The organism is Intrasporangium sp. (assembly GCF_040414665.1).
GTDB lineage: Bacteria > Actinomycetota > Actinomycetes > Actinomycetales > Dermatophilaceae > Intrasporangium.
On the sequence record NZ_JBEDUL010000064.1, the window covers coordinates 1 to 17,529 of the forward strand.

19 protein-coding genes and 1 pseudogene are annotated in these 17,529 nt (G+C 68.9%); 11 read left to right on the forward strand and 9 right to left on the reverse strand.

Annotation, left to right across the window (positions count from 1 at the left end; genetic code table 11):
• Together ABF401_RS06920 and ctaF are read left to right on the forward strand one after the other, a co-directional pair.
• Nucleotides 1-242: pseudogene (locus tag ABF401_RS06920) on the forward strand (aa3-type cytochrome oxidase subunit I); the annotation flags it as partial.
• 2 nt (nt 243-244) lie between these two features.
• Nucleotides 245-646, forward strand: a complete 402-nt coding sequence (ctaF, locus tag ABF401_RS06925; protein WP_353508810.1) for an aa3-type cytochrome oxidase subunit IV — start codon at nt 245-247, stop codon at nt 644-646.
• Nucleotides 647-984: 338 nt separating this feature from the next.
• Here the strand turns inward: ctaF and ABF401_RS06930 are convergent, their stop codons facing one another.
• From ABF401_RS06930 to ctaE, 5 genes are all read right to left on the reverse strand, one after another.
• Complete coding sequence (locus ABF401_RS06930; RefSeq protein ID WP_353508811.1) at nt 985-1,338, reverse strand: metallopeptidase family protein; 354 nt, start codon at nt 1,336-1,338, stop codon at nt 985-987.
• A 234-nt stretch (nt 1,339-1,572) separates the two neighbouring features.
• Nucleotides 1,573-3,303 carry a cytochrome bc1 complex cytochrome b subunit gene (qcrB, locus tag ABF401_RS06935; protein ID WP_353508812.1) on the reverse strand — a complete coding sequence of 577 codons (1,731 nt, stop codon included), beginning with the start codon at nt 3,301-3,303 and terminating at the stop codon, nt 1,573-1,575.
• Nucleotides 3,300-4,409 carry a cytochrome bc1 complex Rieske iron-sulfur subunit gene (qcrA, locus tag ABF401_RS06940; protein WP_353508813.1) on the reverse strand — a complete coding sequence of 370 codons (1,110 nt, stop codon included), beginning with the start codon at nt 4,407-4,409 and terminating at the stop codon, nt 3,300-3,302. The genes qcrB and qcrA overlap by 4 nt, the downstream gene beginning before the upstream one ends.
• Nucleotides 4,410-4,482: 73 nt before the next feature.
• Complete coding sequence (gene qcrC / locus ABF401_RS06945; protein WP_353508814.1) at nt 4,483-5,289, reverse strand: cytochrome bc1 complex diheme cytochrome c subunit; 807 nt, start codon at nt 5,287-5,289, stop codon at nt 4,483-4,485.
• Nucleotides 5,290-5,362: 73 nt separating this feature from the next.
• Complete coding sequence (gene ctaE, locus ABF401_RS06950) at nt 5,363-6,022, reverse strand: aa3-type cytochrome oxidase subunit III (protein WP_353508815.1); 660 nt, start codon at nt 6,020-6,022, stop codon at nt 5,363-5,365.
• A gap of 161 nt (nt 6,023-6,183) precedes the next feature.
• Here ctaE and ABF401_RS06955 point away from each other — a divergent pair, with 161 nt between their 5' ends.
• Both ABF401_RS06955 and trpD read left to right on the forward strand, forming a co-directional pair.
• Nucleotides 6,184-6,627 (forward strand): PleD family two-component system response regulator, encoded by a 444-nt coding sequence (locus ABF401_RS06955; RefSeq protein WP_353508816.1) that lies wholly within the window; start codon nt 6,184-6,186, stop codon nt 6,625-6,627.
• Between the two features lie 13 nt (nt 6,628-6,640).
• The gene (gene trpD, locus ABF401_RS06960; RefSeq protein ID WP_353508817.1) at nt 6,641-7,693 is read left to right on the forward strand and encodes an anthranilate phosphoribosyltransferase; all 1,053 of its coding nucleotides are present in this window, start codon (nt 6,641-6,643) and stop codon (nt 7,691-7,693) included.
• A 4-nt stretch (nt 7,694-7,697) separates the two neighbouring features.
• On the opposite strand, the gene ABF401_RS06965 is transcribed toward trpD, so the two are convergent.
• A complete protein-coding gene (locus tag ABF401_RS06965) occupies nt 7,698-7,982 on the reverse strand; it encodes an Lrp/AsnC family transcriptional regulator (protein ID WP_353508818.1) in 285 nt (94 codons plus the stop codon).
• Between the two features lie 9 nt (nt 7,983-7,991).
• Nucleotides 7,992-9,767 carry a DEDD exonuclease domain-containing protein gene (locus ABF401_RS06970; protein ID WP_353508819.1) on the reverse strand — a complete coding sequence of 592 codons (1,776 nt, stop codon included), beginning with the start codon at nt 9,765-9,767 and terminating at the stop codon, nt 7,992-7,994.
• Nucleotides 9,768-9,889: 122 nt separating this feature from the next.
• Between ABF401_RS06970 and ABF401_RS06975 the strand changes: the two genes are divergently transcribed.
• Nucleotides 9,890-10,150: a hypothetical protein gene (locus ABF401_RS06975; protein WP_353508996.1), complete on the forward strand. Its 261-nt coding sequence runs from the start codon at nt 9,890-9,892 to the stop codon at nt 10,148-10,150.
• Between the two features lie 31 nt (nt 10,151-10,181).
• Entirely contained in the window at nt 10,182-11,513 is a 1,332-nt protein-coding gene (locus ABF401_RS06980) for a hypothetical protein (protein WP_353508820.1), read from the forward strand.
• A gap of 29 nt (nt 11,514-11,542) precedes the next feature.
• Here the strand turns inward: ABF401_RS06980 and ABF401_RS06985 are convergent, their stop codons facing one another.
• The gene (locus ABF401_RS06985) at nt 11,543-13,333 is read right to left on the reverse strand and encodes an AMP-dependent synthetase/ligase (RefSeq protein ID WP_353508821.1); all 1,791 of its coding nucleotides are present in this window, start codon (nt 13,331-13,333) and stop codon (nt 11,543-11,545) included.
• 87 nt (nt 13,334-13,420) lie between these two features.
• Between ABF401_RS06985 and ABF401_RS06990 the strand changes: the two genes are divergently transcribed.
• The 4 genes from ABF401_RS06990 to ABF401_RS07005 are packed head-to-tail and all read left to right on the forward strand — an operon-like array spanning nt 13,421 to nt 16,026.
• Complete coding sequence (locus ABF401_RS06990) at nt 13,421-13,876, forward strand: SRPBCC family protein (protein ID WP_353508822.1); 456 nt, start codon at nt 13,421-13,423, stop codon at nt 13,874-13,876.
• On the forward strand, nt 13,869-14,330 hold the full coding sequence (locus ABF401_RS06995) for a hypothetical protein (protein WP_353508823.1): 462 nt from the start codon (nt 13,869-13,871) through the stop codon (nt 14,328-14,330). The genes ABF401_RS06990 and ABF401_RS06995 overlap by 8 nt, the downstream gene beginning before the upstream one ends.
• Nucleotides 14,327-15,295: an ROK family glucokinase gene (locus ABF401_RS07000; RefSeq protein ID WP_353508824.1), complete on the forward strand. Its 969-nt coding sequence runs from the start codon at nt 14,327-14,329 to the stop codon at nt 15,293-15,295. Before ABF401_RS06995 ends, ABF401_RS07000 begins: the two co-directional genes overlap by 4 nt.
• Entirely contained in the window at nt 15,292-16,026 is a 735-nt protein-coding gene (locus ABF401_RS07005) for an endonuclease/exonuclease/phosphatase family protein (protein WP_353508825.1), read from the forward strand. Before ABF401_RS07000 ends, ABF401_RS07005 begins: the two co-directional genes overlap by 4 nt.
• Here the strand turns inward: ABF401_RS07005 and ABF401_RS07010 are convergent, their stop codons facing one another.
• A complete protein-coding gene (locus tag ABF401_RS07010; protein ID WP_353508826.1) occupies nt 16,027-16,566 on the reverse strand; it encodes a hypothetical protein in 540 nt (179 codons plus the stop codon).
• 79 nt (nt 16,567-16,645) lie between these two features.
• Here ABF401_RS07010 and ABF401_RS07015 point away from each other — a divergent pair, with 79 nt between their 5' ends.
• Nucleotides 16,646-17,524: a lysophospholipid acyltransferase family protein gene (locus ABF401_RS07015; protein WP_353508997.1), complete on the forward strand. Its 879-nt coding sequence runs from the start codon at nt 16,646-16,648 to the stop codon at nt 17,522-17,524.
• The last annotated feature ends 5 nt before the right edge of the window (nt 17,525-17,529 follow it).

The window sequence follows — 17,529 nt, forward strand, 5'->3', positions numbered from 1 at the left end:
CCTGGGGCTACGGCGCCTCGCTCGAGTGGGCCACCTCGTCACCGCCGCCGCGGCACAACTTCACCTCGCTTCCCCGGATCCGCTCCGAGCGCCCCGCCTTCGACCTCCACCACCCCGAAGCCGCGCCTGGCGCCACGCCGGTGCCGGATCGGGGAACGCTGGCCCAGGTGATGGGACCGGCGGACCTCGACGAGACGGCCGGTGAGCGTCCGACCACCAACCGAGACCCGTTCGGAGACTGACGATGCGCGTCGAGACCAAGCTGTTCTTCTACCTCTTCGCCTTCTTCGCCCCGATCACGCTGGTCTACGGGTTCTGGTCCGACTGGAAGGAGCCGATCGGCGTCGTGGCGCTGGCGCTCACCGCCGGCCTGTTCCTGCTCAGCGGCTTCTACTTCTTCATGACCGGTCGGAAGCTGCCGCTTCGACCGGAGGACAACGCCAGCGGCGAGATCGCCGAGGCTGAGGGCAACTACGGCTACTTCGTGGCGAGCTCCTGGACGCCGCTGTGGCTGGCCGGTGCAGGTGCGCTCATGTTCGCCGGCCTGGCCATCGGCTGGTGGCTGTTCATCGTCGGTGCCTTCGTCGGAGTTGTCGCCGTGGTTCTCTGGGTGTTCGAGTCCTTCTCCGGCGAGTACTCCATCTGACGTTCAGCCGAACAGCGCGAAGGGGAAGGATGGTGGTCCTTCCCCTTCGACATTCTGTGGGCCTGGCTCACGGCCCCTCCGGCTTGCGGTGCGATCGTGTGGGAGAGAACATCTGAAGGCACCTCCGTCCGATCGATGGGCTTGTCCTCCGACGGTAATCCCATCCCTGGCCCCGGTAAAGGGCCCGGACTTCGGATCTCGGAAACCGGCCCGAAAGTCCAACCGTCCGACTGCCCAGCGGACCAAACTGACCTGCGGTTCGAGGTGACGACTCGCTCTCGAGAGCGAACTCCAACCTCGAACCGCGGTCCAGTCGCGGAACTGGAGGCAGGCGAGGCTCAGCCCCAACCCAGCTCGTGGAGCTGCCTGTCGTCGATGCCGAAATGGTGTGCGATCTCGTGGACGACGGTGATGGCGATCTCCTCCCGCAGCTCCTCGACGGATGAGCACATCCGCTCCAGCGGGCCCTGAAAGATCGTGATCCGGTCCGGCAAGGCGCCGGCCGCCCACCAGCCGTCCCGTTCTGTCAGGGGAGTGCCGTCGTAGACACCGAGCAGCTCGGGATCGTCCGCTGGCGGCTCCTGTTCGACAAGCACGACGACGTTGTCCATGGCGCGGGCCAGCCTCGGCGGGATGGTGTCCAGCGCATCACCGACCGCGGCCTCGAACTCGGCGTCACTCAGGTGCTGCACGAGGCGAGTCTCGCACGTCGGTCGGCCACTCCCGTGGCCACCCCAGAGGGCGTCCACTGGGGCGCCTGAGACGGTCCGAGCGCACGCGGCCACCAACGACGAGAAGCCGGGTCAGCGGCATACGGGACACTGCCGTACAGGCCCTGCAGGCGAGGATGTGCCGTGAGCACGGAACGGCCCCACCGCTGAGTTTGCGGTGGGGCCATCCTGCGAACTGAGTGAGACAAATCCGGATCAGTGCCGGGCTGCCGGCTCGATCTCCTCAGGGGCGACGGACATCGGTTGGGTCTCCTGCACCTCGTGCTCGTGGTGGGCGGCCTCGAGCTCGGACGGGGTCGCAGGTGCCACTCGGTCACGGAAGTAGAACCGCGACAGCTTGGCGCGCAGGCGCTCCTTGCGGGCAGCGGGGCTGGCGACGCCGTTGGCGTCGACCTCCTGGACGAGCTCAAGCGGCTCGGCCACCTCGTGCTGGACGAGCGGCCAACGCTCGTCCGGCGTGAGCGGTGCGTGGATCTCTTCGAACCGGCCATCGGCGTGGCGCCAGATCGTTCCCGTCTCGCGGCCGTGCAGGACCTTCTGGCGGTCGGCACGTTGCAGGCTGAGGCAGATCCGCTTGGTGATCCAGAACGCGATGGGCGGGCCGATGAAGAACAGCAGCCGCAACGCATTGGTGATGTCGTTGATGGACAGGTGCAGCTTGATCGCCATGAGGTCGTTGCCCGCGGCGAACATGAGCACGCAGTACATCACGATGCCGGCCACGCCGATGCCGGTCCGGGTCGGCGCGTTGCGGGGACGGTCGAGCAGGTGGTGCTCGCGGTTGTCACGGGTCACCCACTTCTCGACGAAGGGGTAGACGCCGATGATCGTCCACATGAGGGGCAGCAGGATGAGCGAGAACGGGAAGATGTTCATGCTCCAGGTGAAGTCGCCCCAGGACACGAACTCGAGCCAGCCAGGCACGAGGCGCAGCGCTCCGTCGGCGAAGCCCATGTACCAGTCCGGCTGGGAGCCGGCGGTGATCGGCGACGGGTCGTAGGGTCCGTAGGCCCAGATCGGGTTGATCGTGACGACGGCCGCGACGAGGGCGATGACGCCGAAGACGATGAAGAAGAACCCACCGGCCTTCGCGATGTACACCGGCATGAACGGATAGCCGACCACGTTGTTGTTCGTCCGGCCCGGCCCGGGGTACTGCGTGTGCTTGTGCACGAAGACGAGCACGATGTGCAGGATGAACAGCCCGACCAGGATCGCCGGGATGAGCAGGATGTGCACGGAGTAGAGGATCGGGATGATCTGCTCGCCGGGGAAGGCGCCACCGAAGATGAAGTACGACAGGTAGGAGCCGATGATCGGTGCGGACTGGACGAAGCCGTTCATCGCCCGGATGCCCGTTCCGGAGAGGAGGTCGTCGGGCAGTGAGTACCCGGCGAAGCCCTCGATGCAGGCGAGCAGCGACAGGATGGTGCCGAAGACCCAGTTGATCTCGCGCGGCTTGCGGAAGGCGCCGGTGAAGAAGATCCGGGCCATGTGCACGAAGACCGCGACGACGAAGATCAGGGCGGCCCAGTGGTGGATCTGGCGGATGAGCAGCCCACCCCGGATGTCGAAGGAGATGTCCAGCGTCGACCGGTAGGCGTCGGAGACGATGACGCCCTGCAGCGGCACGTAGGACCCGTCATAGACGACCTGGGTCATGCTCGGGACGAACCAGAACGTGAGGAAGACGCCGGTGAGCAGGCAGACGATCAGCGAGTACATCGCGATCTCGCCGAGCATGAACGACCAGTGCTCGGGGAAGACCTTCCGGAGCAGGGTGCTCGACCCCTTGGCGAGGCCGGTCCGGTCGTCGATCCAGCCGGCGATACCGCCGAGTGGCTTCTGCTCGGCCCGTCGCTCCGCGGCCGCCCCGTCGCCGTCGCGCAGCGCCCCGGCATGGCGGGGCTGGTAGGTGGCGCTCATCGCTTACGCTCCCAGAAGCTCGGTCCGACGGGCTCCGCGAAGCCGTCGGGTGCGACGAGATAGCCCTCGTCGTCCACGGTGATCTTGAGTTGCGGCAGCGCACGCTTGGCCGGGCCGAAGATGACCTTGCAGTCCTCGGTCAGGTCGAAGGTGGACTGGTGGCACGGGCACAGCAGGTGGTGCGTCTGCTGCTCGTAGAGCCCCACCGCGCACCCCACGTGCGTGCAGATCTTGGAGTAGGCGACCACCCCGTCGACACCCCAGTCGCGGGCCTTCTGGACCTTGATGAGGTTGGGGTCGAGGCGGATCAGGATGACGGCTGCCTTGGCCTTGCCCTCGAGGACGTGGCGACCCTCGTCGATGGAGTGCTGGAGCGTCTCGGGCATGACGTGGAAGACGGACCCGTTCGTGACATCCGAGAGCTTGATCGGGGTCATCTCGGGGTCACGCATGAGCCGGATCGGTTGCCCGCCGTTGTTCACGGGGTCCCAGAGCGTCTCCTTGAGCTCGCCCACGGTGGTCGGGCCGAGGGACCCCACCACCTGAAGGCCCAGCGGCAGTGCAAACAGGCCGAGAGCGCCACCGAGGGAGTACTTGAGGATGGGGCGCCGGGTCAGGCCGGTCGAGTCGACGCCCTCGCTGACGACGCCGACCGCCTCGGCCCGCTCCTCCTGGCTCGAGGCCTGGACGTGGCGCTCCTCGGTGATCTCGACGTCGGACATCAGGGTCTTCGCCCAGTGCACCGCCCCGAGGCCGATGAAGAGCACGGAGACGCCGAGGGAGAGGCCGAGGACGACGTTCTGGGTGCTCGCCTTGCCGACGCCGGGCAGGAAGAAGGTGGCCTCGTCCCGGATCGCGAAGTAGCTGACCACGAACACGAGCGCCCCGAGCATCGAGATGCCGAACATCGTGGCGATCTGGCGCTCGGCGCGCTTGGCTGCCTTGGGGTCCACGTCGGACGCGCGCGGGATGTGCGGCGGCAGGCCCGGGTTCTCGAAGGTGTCGGGCCCGGTTGCCAGGGACGCCGGCAGGACCTGGCCGTCACCGGAGGCGGGCACAACGGCCCTGCCCTCGACCGGTGCCACGCTGGTCTCGTTGTCGTTCATCGGTTCGATGTCCTGTCGCTCATGATCGGGACGGTCGGGTTGGGGCGGGGCGCCGGGCGAGCGGCTGTCTGGCTCATGCCGCCTTCTTGCCGAGCCACACAGCCGCCGCGATGAGGATGCCGAGCATGAAGATCCAGGCGAAGAAGCCCTCGGACACCGGGCCGAGGTTGCCCAGGCTCAGACCTCCGACGCTGGTGGCCTGCTCCTGCGCCTTGAGGTAGGAGATGACCTTCTGCTTCGCCTCGGGGGTGAGGTTGGTGTCGCTGAAGACCGGCATCGACTGCGGGCCCGTCACCATGGCGGAGTACATGTGTCGGGGCTCGACGTCCTGGAGGCCGGGGGCGTACTTCCCGCGCGTCAGGGCACCGCCGGCGCCCGCGAAGTTGTGGCACATGGCGCAGTTCACGCGGAAGATGACGCCGCCCTCGGCGATGGCGCGGTTGTTCTCCGGCGTGCCGGGCTCGATGACGGTCGTGTACTTCTTGTCGGGGATCGCCGGGCCGGGGCCGAGCGTGGCGACGTAGGCGGCGAGCGAGGCGATCTGGTCGTCGTCGAACTTGACGTCATTGCGCGGGGCCTGGACATCCGGCCTGGCCATCGGCATCCGGCCGGTACCGACCTGGAAGTCGACCGCCGCTGCGCCAACCCCCACGAGGGAGGGACCGGACGCCGTGCCCTGGGCGTTGGTGCCGTGGCAGGAGGCGCAGTTGCCGAGGAAGAGCTTCTGGCCCTCCTCGACGGAGGCCGTCGCGACGGCCGTGGACGCGTTGGCGTCCTTGGGGGCGATGAAGGAGTACGCGCCACCCATGATGAGCAGGCCGACGAGGATGAGCAGCGCTATCGCGGCGGGGTGTCGTCGGCGTGCGGCCAAGGCGTTCACTGTGAGGTCCTGTCGTCCGTCGGGGCGGTGCAAGTGGTGCTGGTCGGGCCTGGCGCACGGGGCGCAGTGGAGGTCATTGGAGGATGTAGATGGTGGCGAAGAGCGCGATCCAGACGACGTCGACGAAGTGCCAGTAGTACGACGTGACAACGGCTCCCGTTGCGTTCGCGTGCGTGTAGCGACGAGTCGTGAAGGTACGCGCGATGATGAGCAGGAAGGCGAGCAGGCCACCCGTCACGTGCAGACCGTGGAAGCCGGTCGCCATGTAGAAGACGGAGCCGTAGGCGTCGGAGCTCAGGGTGACGCCCTGGTGGACGAGCTCGGCGTACTCCATCACCTGGCCCGCGATGAAGAAGGCGCCGAAGAGGTAGGTGACGACATACCACTCCCTCATGCCCCAGTTCTTCAGGTCGAGGAGAGAGCCCGTGCGGGCCTTCTGGCCACGCTCCGCCTTCCACACGCCGAGCTGGCACCACACGGAGGAGATGACCAGGACGAGGCAGTTGACCGAGGCGAAGGGCAGGTTGAGCTTCTCCACCTGCACCGCCCACAGGTCCCCCCGGACGGACCGGAGCTGGAAGTACACCGCGAACAGACCCGCGAAGAACATGAGCTCGCTCGAGAGCCACACGATGGTGCCAACGGCAACCATGTTGGGGCGGGTCGCCGGTCCATGCCCGGCCGTCGCTACTGCGCTGGAAGGAACTGCTGATGCTGTCGCCACGTCGGTCATTATTCCCACATTCGTTCCTGAGTGTGAGAGCGACCCCCTGTTTTCAAAGGGGTACTGACGAATTCGTGACGTTTGCGCACGTCATGACACATCGAGGGCCCAGGAACGGGCGGTGTCAGGGTGCGCCCGACGGCTCGCTGGCGACCGGTAGCATCGGCGGCATGACCGCCTCGAACGAGATCGCCACCGAGCGCCCGGGCACGGCGCCGGTGCACCAGGTGAACGTGCTGCTCTACAGCGACGACGTCACGACCCGCGACGCGGTCCGTGCCGCGGTGGGCCGTCGTCCCGCCAAGGACGTCGAGGTCGTGCACTGGCTCGAGTGCGCCACCGCCGCAGCGGTCGTCAGTGCCGTCGAGAGCGAGCCGTTCGACATCCTGATCCTCGACGGCGAGGCGGCCAAGGTCGGTGGCATGGGCCTGGCTCGCCAGCTGAAGAACGAGATCTTCCACTGCCCTCCGGTCATCGTGCTGACCGGGCGTCCCCAGGACGCCTGGCTTGCGGCATGGTCGCTGGCGGACCTAGCCGTGCCGCACCCGCTGGACCCGGTCGACCTCACCGCGGCGGTGAGCCTGCTCGCACGTTCTTCCGTGCCGAGTGCCTGAGCCCCCTCGCGTGATGACGCACGATGATGCGCTGACCTGGCCGACCATCTACACCGACCTGATAGCCGGCCGTGACCTCGACCAGGCGGCCGTCGAGTGGGCCATGGCGCAGATCATGGACGGTGCGGCCACACCAGCTCAGATCGCCGGCTTCCTCGTGGGCCTACGGGCCAAGGGCGAGAGCGTCGAGGAGATGCACGGGTTGGCGCAGGTCATGCTGTCGCGCGCACACCGGATCGAGGTGGAGGGACCGAGTCTCGACATCGTCGGCACCGGGGGAGACCGAGCGCACACGGTGAACATCTCGACGATGTCGTCCATCGTGGCTGCTGCTGCCGGAGTCCGGGTGGTCAAGCACGGCAACCGTGCAGCGTCGTCGTCGTCCGGTTCGGCCGACGTCCTCGAGGCGCTCGGGATCGACCTGTCGCTTTCTCCGGAGCGGGTCGTCGAGGTGGCCCGGGAGGCGGGCATCACGTTCTGCTTTGCCCAGACCTTCCATCCCTCCTTCCGGCACACGGCGGTACCCAGGAGAGAGCTCGGCGTCGGCAGCGCGTTCAACTTCCTCGGCCCGCTGACCAACCCGGCCCAGCCGACCTACGCAGCGATCGGTTGTGCCGATGCCGGCATGGCCCCGCTGCTCGCGGGCGTGTTCGCCAGTCGGGGCAAGGATGCGGCGGTCTTCCGCGGGGACGACGGGCTCGACGAGGTGACTGTGTCCACGACAACGACCGTGTGGTGGGTCCGCGATGGGCAGGTCCGGGACCGCGCGGTCGAGCCGACCCGGCTCGGGCTCGAGCTGCACCCGACGGAGGCGCTGCGTGGCGGGGACGCGGCGCACAATGCAGCCGTGGTCCGCGATGTCTTCGCCGGCGCGACCGGCGCGGTCCGGGACGCCGTGCTCCTCAATACAGGCATCGCCCTGGCACTGACCGAACCCGACTCCGGCGACGACCAGACGTCGTTCGACCGCGACCTGAAGGCTGGCTTGGACCGGGCCGCGGAGGCCATCGACTCCGGTGCCGCAACCCGGGTCGTCGAGCGGTGGATCGAGGTCACTCGCTCCTGAACGGCTAGTCGCCGTCGAGGCCGAGGCTGAAGGCTGCCTCGAGATCGTGCGCGGAGTAGGTCCGGAAGGCGATGTGCGTGGAGGTGCCGACCACGCCCTGGACCTTGCTCAGCCGGTCCGCGATGATGTCGGCGAGCTCCTCGTGAGCGCGCACCCGGACCATGGCGATGAGGTCGGCGTCGCCGGTGACGGAGTAGACCTCGGACACACCCGGGATCTCGGCGATCTCCTCCGCAGCCTCCGGGATGCGGTTGACCTCGCAGTTGACCAAGACGATGGCGGTGATCACGGCCCAACCCTATCCCGCACGCCGGAAGCGGTCGCGGGACCGCTTCCGCCCGCCTCTGGGCCTGGCATCGAGGCTGGCGTCCCGGTCGAAGCCGACGACGTCGAAGGCGGCGGCAACGGCTGGCTCCAGCTCGTGGCGCACCGCCCCGGCCCCACCGACGGGGCAGGTCCATGAGCCGTCGAGCTCGACGATGCGAACACCCGGTGCCTCGAGCCACCGCAGCACGATCTCGGTCTCCTCGGTCAACGCCGCCGCCGCCTCGGCCACCGGTGCGGGAACGACCTCCGCGGTTGCCTGGAGATTGCGCACGTGCACCATGGGGTCGGCGCCGCGCGGGCTGACGACCGCGCCCGCGAGCCTGCCGTATCGGACGCACACCAGCTCCCAACCACCGGACTCGTGCCGTCGAGCAGCCACGACCTCGCGGGCCGTCCTCAGCGGAGCGAGCCGTTGTGAGCGTGCCGCGCCCCGAACCAGCTGGAGGAAGCGGTCTCGGACGCGGGCTGCGTCCTCGAAGCGCTCCTGTGCCGCGAGCTCCTCGAGCCGGGACCTCAGCCGGCTGGCGCCGGGTCGTGCGTTGCCGGAGAAGAGCGCCGCGCAGTCTGCGGCAACCAGTGCATAGTCGGCATCGGACTGGGCACCGGTGCAGGGCGACCCGCAGCGCCCGAGCTCCGCCAAAGCACAGGCAGCCTCCTTCCCGGTGATCCGTTGCCTGCACTGCCGGAGCGGGACGATCTCGTGGACCGCATCAACGGCGGACTGCGCGCTGGCGCGCGATCGGAACGGCCCGATGTAGTGGGCTCGGTCGTCGCGCACCTGCTTCACGATCGACAGGCGCGGGAACCGCTCGCTCGTCAGCTTGACCCACACGACCCGCCGGCCGTTCTTGGACCTGCGGTTGAACCGGGGCTGGTGTTCGTCGATGAGGCGGAGCTCGCGCACCTGGGCCTCCAGGGCCGTCTGGCACACCACGGGGGTGACGGCGTGAGCCAGCCGAACCATGTCGGCCATTCGGCTGCGTTGCTCCGACGCGGTGAAGTAGCTGCGGACGCGCGATCGGATGTCTCGGCTCGTGCCCACGTAGAGCACCCGGCCGTCCCGGTCCTTGAAGACGTAGACGCCGGGAGCATGGGGGAGCGGCTCGGCCAGGAACCGCTTGCGCCGCAGCGCGGGGCTGACTCGCGACGTGTAGCTGGAGAGCTCCTCGAGCGTGTGGACGCCCAGGTTGCCGACGCGCTCGATCAGACCGTGGAGCACGTCAACAGTGGCACGCGCGTCGTGCAGTGCGCGGTGGTCAGGAGTCGTGGTCGAGGCGAACACCCGGGCCAGCGACGAGAGCTTGTGGTTCGGCGACTCGTCGTTGGTCACGAGCTGGCGTGCGAGTGTCAGCGTGTCGAGGACGTCGAACCCCGGCCACGGGGTGCCCGTGCGGCGCGCAGCGGACTTGAGAAAGCTGACGTCGAAGCCGGCATTGTGGGCGACGAGAACGCTGCCGGCGGCGAACTCGAGGAACGCCGGGAAGGCGGCCTCGATGCGCGGCGCGTCGATCACCATGGCGTCGGTGATGCCCGTGAGCACCGAGATGAAGGCCGGGATCGGCTCGGCTGGGTTGACGAGCGTCTGGAACTCTCCCAGCACCTCGCCGCCGCGGACCTTGACCGCGCCGATCTCGGTGATGCCACACTGCTCCGGACTGCCGCCGGTCGACTCGAGGTCGACGACGACGAAGGTGACGTCCATCAGGCGGGTGCCGAGGTCATCGAACGTCGCCTGGATCGCCTGCATGCGCCGACCGTATGCCGCTGGGCTGACACAGCCACGGAGGCGCGACGGTCGCACCGTTGTCGGTGGCCGTCCGTAGCGTGTGCGTCGACAGCTCGCAACGAGGAAGAAGGGTGGAGCCGGTGATGCTCATCGACTGCCAGACCTGCCCCGTCCGGGACGTCCACTGCGCTGACTGCATGGTGACGGCGTTGACGGACCTCCCTGTGGGGACCCCCGCACCCGCCACGAGGGGACTGCCGCTCGACCGCGCCGAACGCCGGGCGGTGTCCGTGCTCCTGGCTGCCGGACTCGTCACGGCCGATGCGGCACACGCTGCCCGGGCCGAGCCGGACGAGGACCTGGGTGGCCTTCGACCGGTGCGCGCGGGGCGGACCGCCGTCTGAGTCGGCTCGGCGATCGTGCCACCATGGCTCGATGGGACGAGCCGGCCTCCGCGCCGCAGCTCTCGCGAGCCTGATCGCGGCGACGCTGACGGGCGGGTGCTCGTCCGCGCCGCCACGTGGACCCAGCGCCGCAACCACTACCGCCGTAACGTCCACCGCGACGGTCCAGCAGGAGGCGTGGCGTGATGCGCGGGAGTCCGCCGGCAGCGAGCTGATCCGAGCCCGGGCCGCGGCTCTGGTCACGGGGGACGTACGGGCCTGGCTCGCAGGAGTGCGGGGACGCGACCTCCGGACGGCGCAAGAGAAGGTCTTCGCGCGGATGCAGGCGATCCGGGTGGAGCAGCTGCGACTTCGATCCATGGAGGAGACTCGATCACCGGGTCCCTCGATGCCCGGGAAGTCGGCCACGTGGGAGTCCCGAGCCACGTTGGAGTACCGGATCACGGGCTTCGACGACTCTCCGCGCACCTTCCATCTGGCCCTGAGCTTTGCGGCCGACCCGGCACGACCGGGCGAGACAGTGGTCCTCACCGGATCTCATCCCGACGAGCGGCCCGAGCCGTGGGACCTGGACGGACTGCAGGTTCGCCGCTCGGATCGTTCGCTCGTCCTCGCCTTCGGGACCCGCTCCACAGCTGGCCCCGTTGCCGACGAGGTGGCGCGGAGAGCGAGCACGGCGGCACGACGGGTCTCGGGTGTTCTCGGGGCCGCCGAGGCCGCGGTCTGGCTGGTCCCGGCCACGGACGACGACGCCGCGCGCCTGCTCGGCCGGGAGGTGGACGGGCTTGACGGAATCGCGGCGGCCACCGACGGCCCCATCGGACCGGGGCGTCCTGCAGGAGCAGACCGGATCGTCGTCGTGCCCGGTGCGTGGTCCAGCTTGAGCGGCGTGGGCCGGGACGTCGTCATGGCGCACGAGCTGACCCACGCCACGACACGTCGGACATCGAAGCGACAACCGCCGCTCTGGCTGGCCGAGGGTCTCGCCGAGTTCGTCGCCTATCGCGACGTCCAGCTGCCCGAGCGCGAGCTCGTGCGGTCGACCCTCGACCGGATCAGGTCGACCGGGCTACCGGCCGGCCCGCCGGCTGCGCCCGAGTTCCAGGCGTCGAGCGGTGATCTCGCGACGGCGTACGGCCTCTCCCTGACCCTTGCCCGGACGATCGCCGACCACCATGGGACCACTGGGCTGGTCGCGCTCTTCCGCGCCGTGAACGAGAGCGAGCCAGCTCCCGGCCCGCGCCCGGCGGATGCCGATGCGATGACGGAGCACGTCCTGAGATGCCGCCTCGGCACTACCGGTCGGGAGGTGATTGCCCGGTGGCACTCCCGACTCGCCGGCCTCGTTGCCCCGAGCGACTGACCATCCGGCCGTCGGGCCGACGTGAGCCGTCAGGAGTAGAGGGACTCGACGTCCGCCTCGAAGTCCTTCATGACGAGGTTGCGCTTCATCTTGAGGGACGGCGTCAGGTAGCCATTCGCCTCGGTGAAGTCCCCGGGCAGGACAGCGAACTTGCGGATCGACTCCGCCTTGCTCACGGCCTGGTTCGCCCGATCGACCGCATGCTGGAGGGCGTCGAGCACCTTCGGGTGGGTCCGCGCCTCCTCGAGCGGCACGTTCTCGAGGCCGTGCGTCGGGGCCCACAGCGGCCACATCTCGGCGTCGAGGGTGATCAGTGCGGCGACAAAGGGCTTCTGGTCACCGACGACGATGCACTGGGACACGAGCGGGTGTGCCCTGAGCCGGTCCTCGAGCACCGCGGGGGCGACGTTCTTGCCGGCCGCGGTCACGAGGATCTCCTTCTTGCGGCCGGTGATGCGCAGGTAGCCGTCCTCGTCGAGGTCACCGATGTCGCCGGTGTGGAACCAGCCGTCGCGGATGGCCTCCGAGGTGGCGTGGTCGTTCTGATGGTAGGCGGTGAAGACGCCAACGCCCTTGACGAGGATCTCGCCGTCGTCGGCGACCCGGACCGACGTCCCGGGCAGCGGAGGGCCGACGGTGCCGATCTTCACTTTGCCCGGGATGTTGACCGACAGGGGTGCGGTGGACTCGGTCAGACCGTATCCCTCGAGGATGTTGACGCCGATTCCACGGAAGAAGTGACCCAGTCGGGTGCCGAGTGGCGCGCCACCTGAGACGGCGTACCGGACCCGACCACCCATCGCATCTCGGAGCTTGCCGTAGACGAGCTTGTCGAAGAGCAGGTGCTGGAGACGAAGCAGGAGGCCCGGGCCCTGGCGGTCGAGTGCCTCGCTGTAGGCGATGGCCACGGTGGCAGCGCGGTGGAAGATCTTCTCCTTGCCCCCGGCCGCGGCCTTTGCCTCGGCAGAGTTGAAGATCTTCTCGAAGACCCGGGGGACGGCGAGGACGAACGTCGGCTTGAAGCTGGCGAAGTCGTCGAGGAGCGTCTTGATGTCCGGGGCGTGACCCATCCGCACCCGCGCGGCCACGCACAGGACCTCGATGAAGCGCGCGAAGACGTGGGCGAGGGGCAGGAACAGCAGGGTGGAGGACCCGGGAGCCAGGACGTCGCGGCCGAGCTTCTCGACGGCGTTCTCGACGAGATCGAGGAAGTTCCCGTGGGTCAGCAGGACGCCCTTCGGACGGCCGGTCGTGCCGGAGGTGTAGATGATCGTGGCGACCGAGGTGCGGTCGAGACCGGCGCGCGCCTCCACCAGTGCCGCGTCCGGCACGTCCATGCCTCGAGCCTTGAGGTCCTCGATGCCACCGCCGTCGATCTCCACGATTTCGGTGAGGGTGGAGACCCGGTCTCGAACGTCGTCGATGACCTCGTGGTGGCGCGTGGACTCGACGACGACGCACTTGGCGCCGGAGTCCAACAGGATCCACTCGACCTGCTCGGGTGACGACGTCTCGTAGATGGGCACGACGACCGCGCCTGCAGCCCAGGCCGCGAAGTCCACCAGGGTCCACTCGTATCGGGTGCGCGACATGAGCGCGACGCGGTCGCCCTGCCTGATCCCAGCTGCGACGAGCCCCTTGGCAAGCGCTGTCACCTCATCGGCGAACTGGTGAAACGTGATGTCGATCCAGGTGTCGGACGTCCCCTTCTTGCTGAAGGCGCTCTGGCCCGGCACTGCGTCGGCGTTGCGCTTCGGCAGATCCGCCAACGTCCCCTGGGTGGTCTGCGGGGCGAGTGCTGCCACGTCGTTGTGCTTCACGGTGACTCCTGTTTTCGAGTGTTCTCCTCACCATATCGACCGGTGGGGCCCATCGCGTCCGGTTCACCGCGCGATAGCCTTCGGCGCATGGCCGAACGTACGGAGTCCTCCATCGTCATCGATGCCTCGCCCGGTGAGGTGCTCGACATCATCGCCGACTTCGAGGCCTACCCCGAGTGGGCGAGCGAAGTGAAGTACGTGGCGGTCCTCGCGGAAGAAGGCGACGGGTGGGCGGACCAGGTCGAGTTCACCCTGGACGCAGGTGCGATCAAGGACACGTACGTGCTCGACTACGAGTGGGACATCGACGAGGACGGGACCGGAGTGCTGACCTGGTCGCTGGTCCGGGCGACGGTGCTCAAGGCGATGAATGGCTCGTACGCGCTCGAGGAGCTTGGTGCCTCGACGAGGGTCACCTACCAGTTGATGGTTGACCTCAAGATCCCCATGATCGGCATGCTCAAGCGCAAGGCCGAGAAGGTCATCGTCGACACGGCCCTCAAGGAGCTCAAGAAGCGCGCCGAGGCCGGACGCGGTGGCTGAGACGAGAGACGGGACCCGGACTGCACCGGCCGGATCGGTCGCCGACGAAGCGGCCCTGCTGGTTGACCTGCTCTCGTCGCGGGGCTGGGGAGTGAAGGCGCCCGAGCAGTCCGCGCGATCCGAGCGGTCCGATGAGTCCGAGCAGTCCGACCACTCCCACCACACCGACCGGCCGGCTGACGGGTCTGCTCAGGGGTCCGATGAGACGGGCTCGAGCGACGAGCGAGGCGAGTGCAGCTGTGGCGGCACCACACCGGCCGCGTGTCGAATCTGCCCGGTCTGTCAGCTCATCTCCTTCGTTCAGCGGCTGAGCCCTGACTCATTGGAGCGGGTGGCCGACGTCGTCGAACTCGCGGCCACGGGGCTGCGCGACCTCGCCCACGCACAGCGAGGCAGGCAGCCCGAGGACTCACCACCGCCGGATGCGGCGACCGAGGGGACGCATCCCGGGTGAGCTCCAACCTGGCGATCGGCATCGACATCGGCGGCACGAAGGTCGCGGCGGGAGTGGTCGACGAGCACGGCACGATCGCGGACCGGACGCGACGGGAGACCCCGGACCGGTCCACCTCGCCGGCGGTCGTCGAGGACACGATCGCCGCGTGCGTCGAGGAGCTGGTCGACCGGCTCGACCCGGCGGATGTCGTCGCCGTCGGCGTCGGGGCCGCCGGCTTCGTGTCCGAGGACCGTGGGACGGTCCTCTTCGCGCCGCACCTGTCCTGGCGCGAGGAGCCACTCCGCAGCCGTCTCGCCGGGCGGGTTCCGTGGCCCGTGACCGTGGACAACGACGCGAACGCCGCCGCCTGGGCAGAGCGGACCTTCGGAGCTGCGCGAGGGGAGTCCCACGTCGTCGTCATCACGCTCGGCACCGGGATCGGCGGGGCGCTGATCATCGACGGGGAGGTCCAGCGGGGCCGTCACGGGATCGCCGGCGAGTACGGACACATGCAGGTGGTCCCCGGCGGCGTGCGCTGCGAATGCGGCAACCGCGGCTGCTGGGAGCAGTACGCCAGCGGCAACGCCCTCGTCCGCGAGGCCCGCGCGCTGATCGAGGCAGGCTCACCCGTCGTCGCGGATCTCGTGGCACGACTGGGCGGCGACGTGGCCGCGCTCAATGGGCCGGTCATCACGGAGGCCGCCCGGGAGGGGGACTCGACCGCGCGGGAGCTGCTGGCCGAGATAGGGGACTGGCTCGGTGTCGGCATGGCCAACCTCGCTGCGGCGTTCGATCCGGCCATGTTCGTGATCGGTGGCGGCGTCAGTGCCGCCGACGAGCTGCTTCTCGGGCCGGCCCGAGACGCCTTCAAGCGGCAGCTGCCGGGGCGTGGCTACCGCCCGGAGGCGCGCATCGTGCGGGCACAGCTCGGTGCTGACGCCGGCCTCATCGGCGCCGCAGAGCTCGCCAGGTCGGGACGATGACAGCGCCGTCGGGTCGAGCCGAGGGAGGCCCTGGGCCGCCGTGGCATCGGGCCGAGCTGTTGCGCGTCATGAGCTACAACGTCAAGGACTTCACCGCCGACAGTGCCGCCGCGGCAAGAGTCGTTCGGGCGCTCCGTCCTGACGTGCTCTGCCTCCAGGAGGTGCCCCGCAGGCTGACCACGGAGTTTCGCCTGCCCTCCTTCGCGCGCGCGTGCGGCCTCTACTGGGCGGGGGGCCGCCTCGGCAGCGGAGGGACGGCGGTCCTCACCGCGCTGCGCCTGCGCGTCCACGGGACGTCGAGGCGTCGGCTCGCGGTCCGCTTCCCCGACCGCACTCGTGGGTATGCCGCTGTCGACGTCTCGCTCCCCGGCTGGGTCCCGATCACCGTCCTCAGCATGCACCTGAGCCTGGGGGCGGAGGAACGCCAGCGGCACGCAGACGCAATCCTGTCGAGGCTGCCCGCACGAGCCGTCGTCGCCGGCGATCTCAATGAGGGGACGGACGGGCTCGCCCATCGTCGCCTGGCCGGGCGCCTCGTGCTCGCCTCTGGCACGCGGCCGACCTTCCCAGCGCATGACCCCCGTTCGACGCTCGACGTCATCTTTGCCAGTGCGGACCTGTCCACCGTTCCCGCATCCGAACAGGACCTGGCCCACCTCGACGCCGAGGACCTGACGGCGGCATCCGATCATCGACCCGTGTGGGTCGACGTCGCCCCGAGCCGTTCCTGATCAGACGCGCGTTCCGTCGTCGAAGGGATCGCGCTCGGTGCCGCCACGCAGGACGAGCAGGATGAAGCCGACGACGATCATCGTGATGGCGGTGACGATCCACCACCCGCTGCCACCACGGTCGAAGAAGAGGACGTAGAGGAGCAGGAGCGTGCCGCCGCCCAGGCCGACGACGATGGCCCAGAACATCGGGTCCTCTTCGGCCGTGGGCAGGTCCATCTCCGTGGGGGGTGTGAAATGGTCGTCCTCGTCGTCCAGCCCGGTTGACTCGAGCAGCTCGTCGACGTCGTCGTCCGCCGGTTCCGCGCCTCGCCACACGTGTGCAGTCGTCGGGGCGATCGGCAGGTTGAGACCCGCGTCCTTGAAAACGCCTGGGGGACCGGCAACCGGGCCCGGATCGGCCTCGTCCGCTCCTGCCTCGGTGGACGTTGGCGTGGACTGCTGTGACAACGGCGGCGACGACTGCTGCGGGTCGGGTGCCTCGCTGTCCCAGCCCGCGACGATGCGCGCGAACTCAGCGTCGAGGTCCCGGTCATTCACGAACAGATCCTCGCACGGCATACCGGCTGGGCGCGAGTGCCGTAGGCTGCTCGCGGCAGACGTGGGAGGTGGTACAGGGTTGTTCTACTGGGTGCTCAAGACAATCATCCTCGGGCCGGTCCTCAAACTGCTCTTCCGTCCCTGGGTCGAGGGTGAGGAGAACCTGCCCGCCGAGGGAGCCGCCATCCTGGCCTCGAACCACCTGTCGTTCTCCGACTCGATCTTCCTGCCCCTCCTCGTCAAGCGCCGGGTCACCTTTCTCGCCAAGAGCGACTACTTCACCGGAAGTGGACTCAAGGGCTGGCTGACGAAGGCCTTCTTCAAGGGGGTCGGCCAGCTGCCCGTCGACCGCTCTGGCGGCAAGGCGAGCACCGCGGCCCTCAACTCCGGCCTGCGAGTGTTGCGCAAAGGGGAGCTGCTCGGCATCTACCCCGAGGGCACCCGGTCGCCCGATGGCCGCCTCTACCGGGGCAGGACCGGCTTGGCCCGCATGGCCCTGGAGTCAGGCGCACCCGTCCTCCCGGTCGCCATGATCGACACGGACAAGGCGCAGCCGCCCGGCAAGCTGGCGCCGCACATCATGCGCATCGGGGTCCGCATCGGCAAGCCACTCGACTTCTCGCGCTACGAGGGCATGGAGGACGACCGCTTCGTCCTGCGTTCGATCACGGACGAGGTCATGTACGAGCTGATGCTCCTCTCGGGGCAGGAGTACGTCGACATGTACGCGACCTCGATGAAGGACCGGCTCGTCGCGGCGGCGCGAGCCAAGGCCCGGGAGCTGCAGGAGGCGGCGAAGCCCGGCAGCGCTGCGCCCGAGCTCGAGGAGGCGCTGGACGCGGCCGAGGGCAAACCGGTCATCCGCCGCACCGTCACCTCGGCTGACGCCGCCTCCCAGGACGACGCCGCCGACGGCAGGGACGGCGACACCGGCCACGGCGTCGAAGCCGCGTCCTGAAGCGC

What these genes read in the sequence shown, in the direction of transcription:
- ctaF (WP_353508810.1), top strand. Translation starts at nt 245, where the DNA reads ATGCGCGTCGAGACCAAGCTGTTCTTCTACCTCTTCGCCTTCTTCGCC.
- qcrB (WP_353508812.1), bottom strand. Translation starts at nt 3,303, where the DNA reads ATGAGCGCCACCTACCAGCCCCGCCATGCCGGGGCGCTGCGCGACGGC.
- qcrA (WP_353508813.1), bottom strand. Translation starts at nt 4,409, where the DNA reads ATGAACGACAACGAGACCAGCGTGGCACCGGTCGAGGGCAGGGCCGTT.
- ctaE (WP_353508815.1), bottom strand. Translation starts at nt 6,022, where the DNA reads ATGACCGACGTGGCGACAGCATCAGCAGTTCCTTCCAGCGCAGTAGCG.
- ABF401_RS06955 (WP_353508816.1), top strand. Translation starts at nt 6,184, where the DNA reads ATGACCGCCTCGAACGAGATCGCCACCGAGCGCCCGGGCACGGCGCCG.
- trpD (WP_353508817.1), top strand. Translation starts at nt 6,641, where the DNA reads ATGACGCACGATGATGCGCTGACCTGGCCGACCATCTACACCGACCTG.
- ABF401_RS06970 (WP_353508819.1), bottom strand. Translation starts at nt 9,767, where the DNA reads ATGCAGGCGATCCAGGCGACGTTCGATGACCTCGGCACCCGCCTGATG.
- ABF401_RS06975 (WP_353508996.1), top strand. Translation starts at nt 9,890, where the DNA reads ATGCTCATCGACTGCCAGACCTGCCCCGTCCGGGACGTCCACTGCGCT.
- ABF401_RS06980 (WP_353508820.1), top strand. Translation starts at nt 10,182, where the DNA reads ATGGGACGAGCCGGCCTCCGCGCCGCAGCTCTCGCGAGCCTGATCGCG.
- ABF401_RS06990 (WP_353508822.1), top strand. Translation starts at nt 13,421, where the DNA reads ATGGCCGAACGTACGGAGTCCTCCATCGTCATCGATGCCTCGCCCGGT.
- ABF401_RS07005 (WP_353508825.1), top strand. Translation starts at nt 15,292, where the DNA reads ATGACAGCGCCGTCGGGTCGAGCCGAGGGAGGCCCTGGGCCGCCGTGG.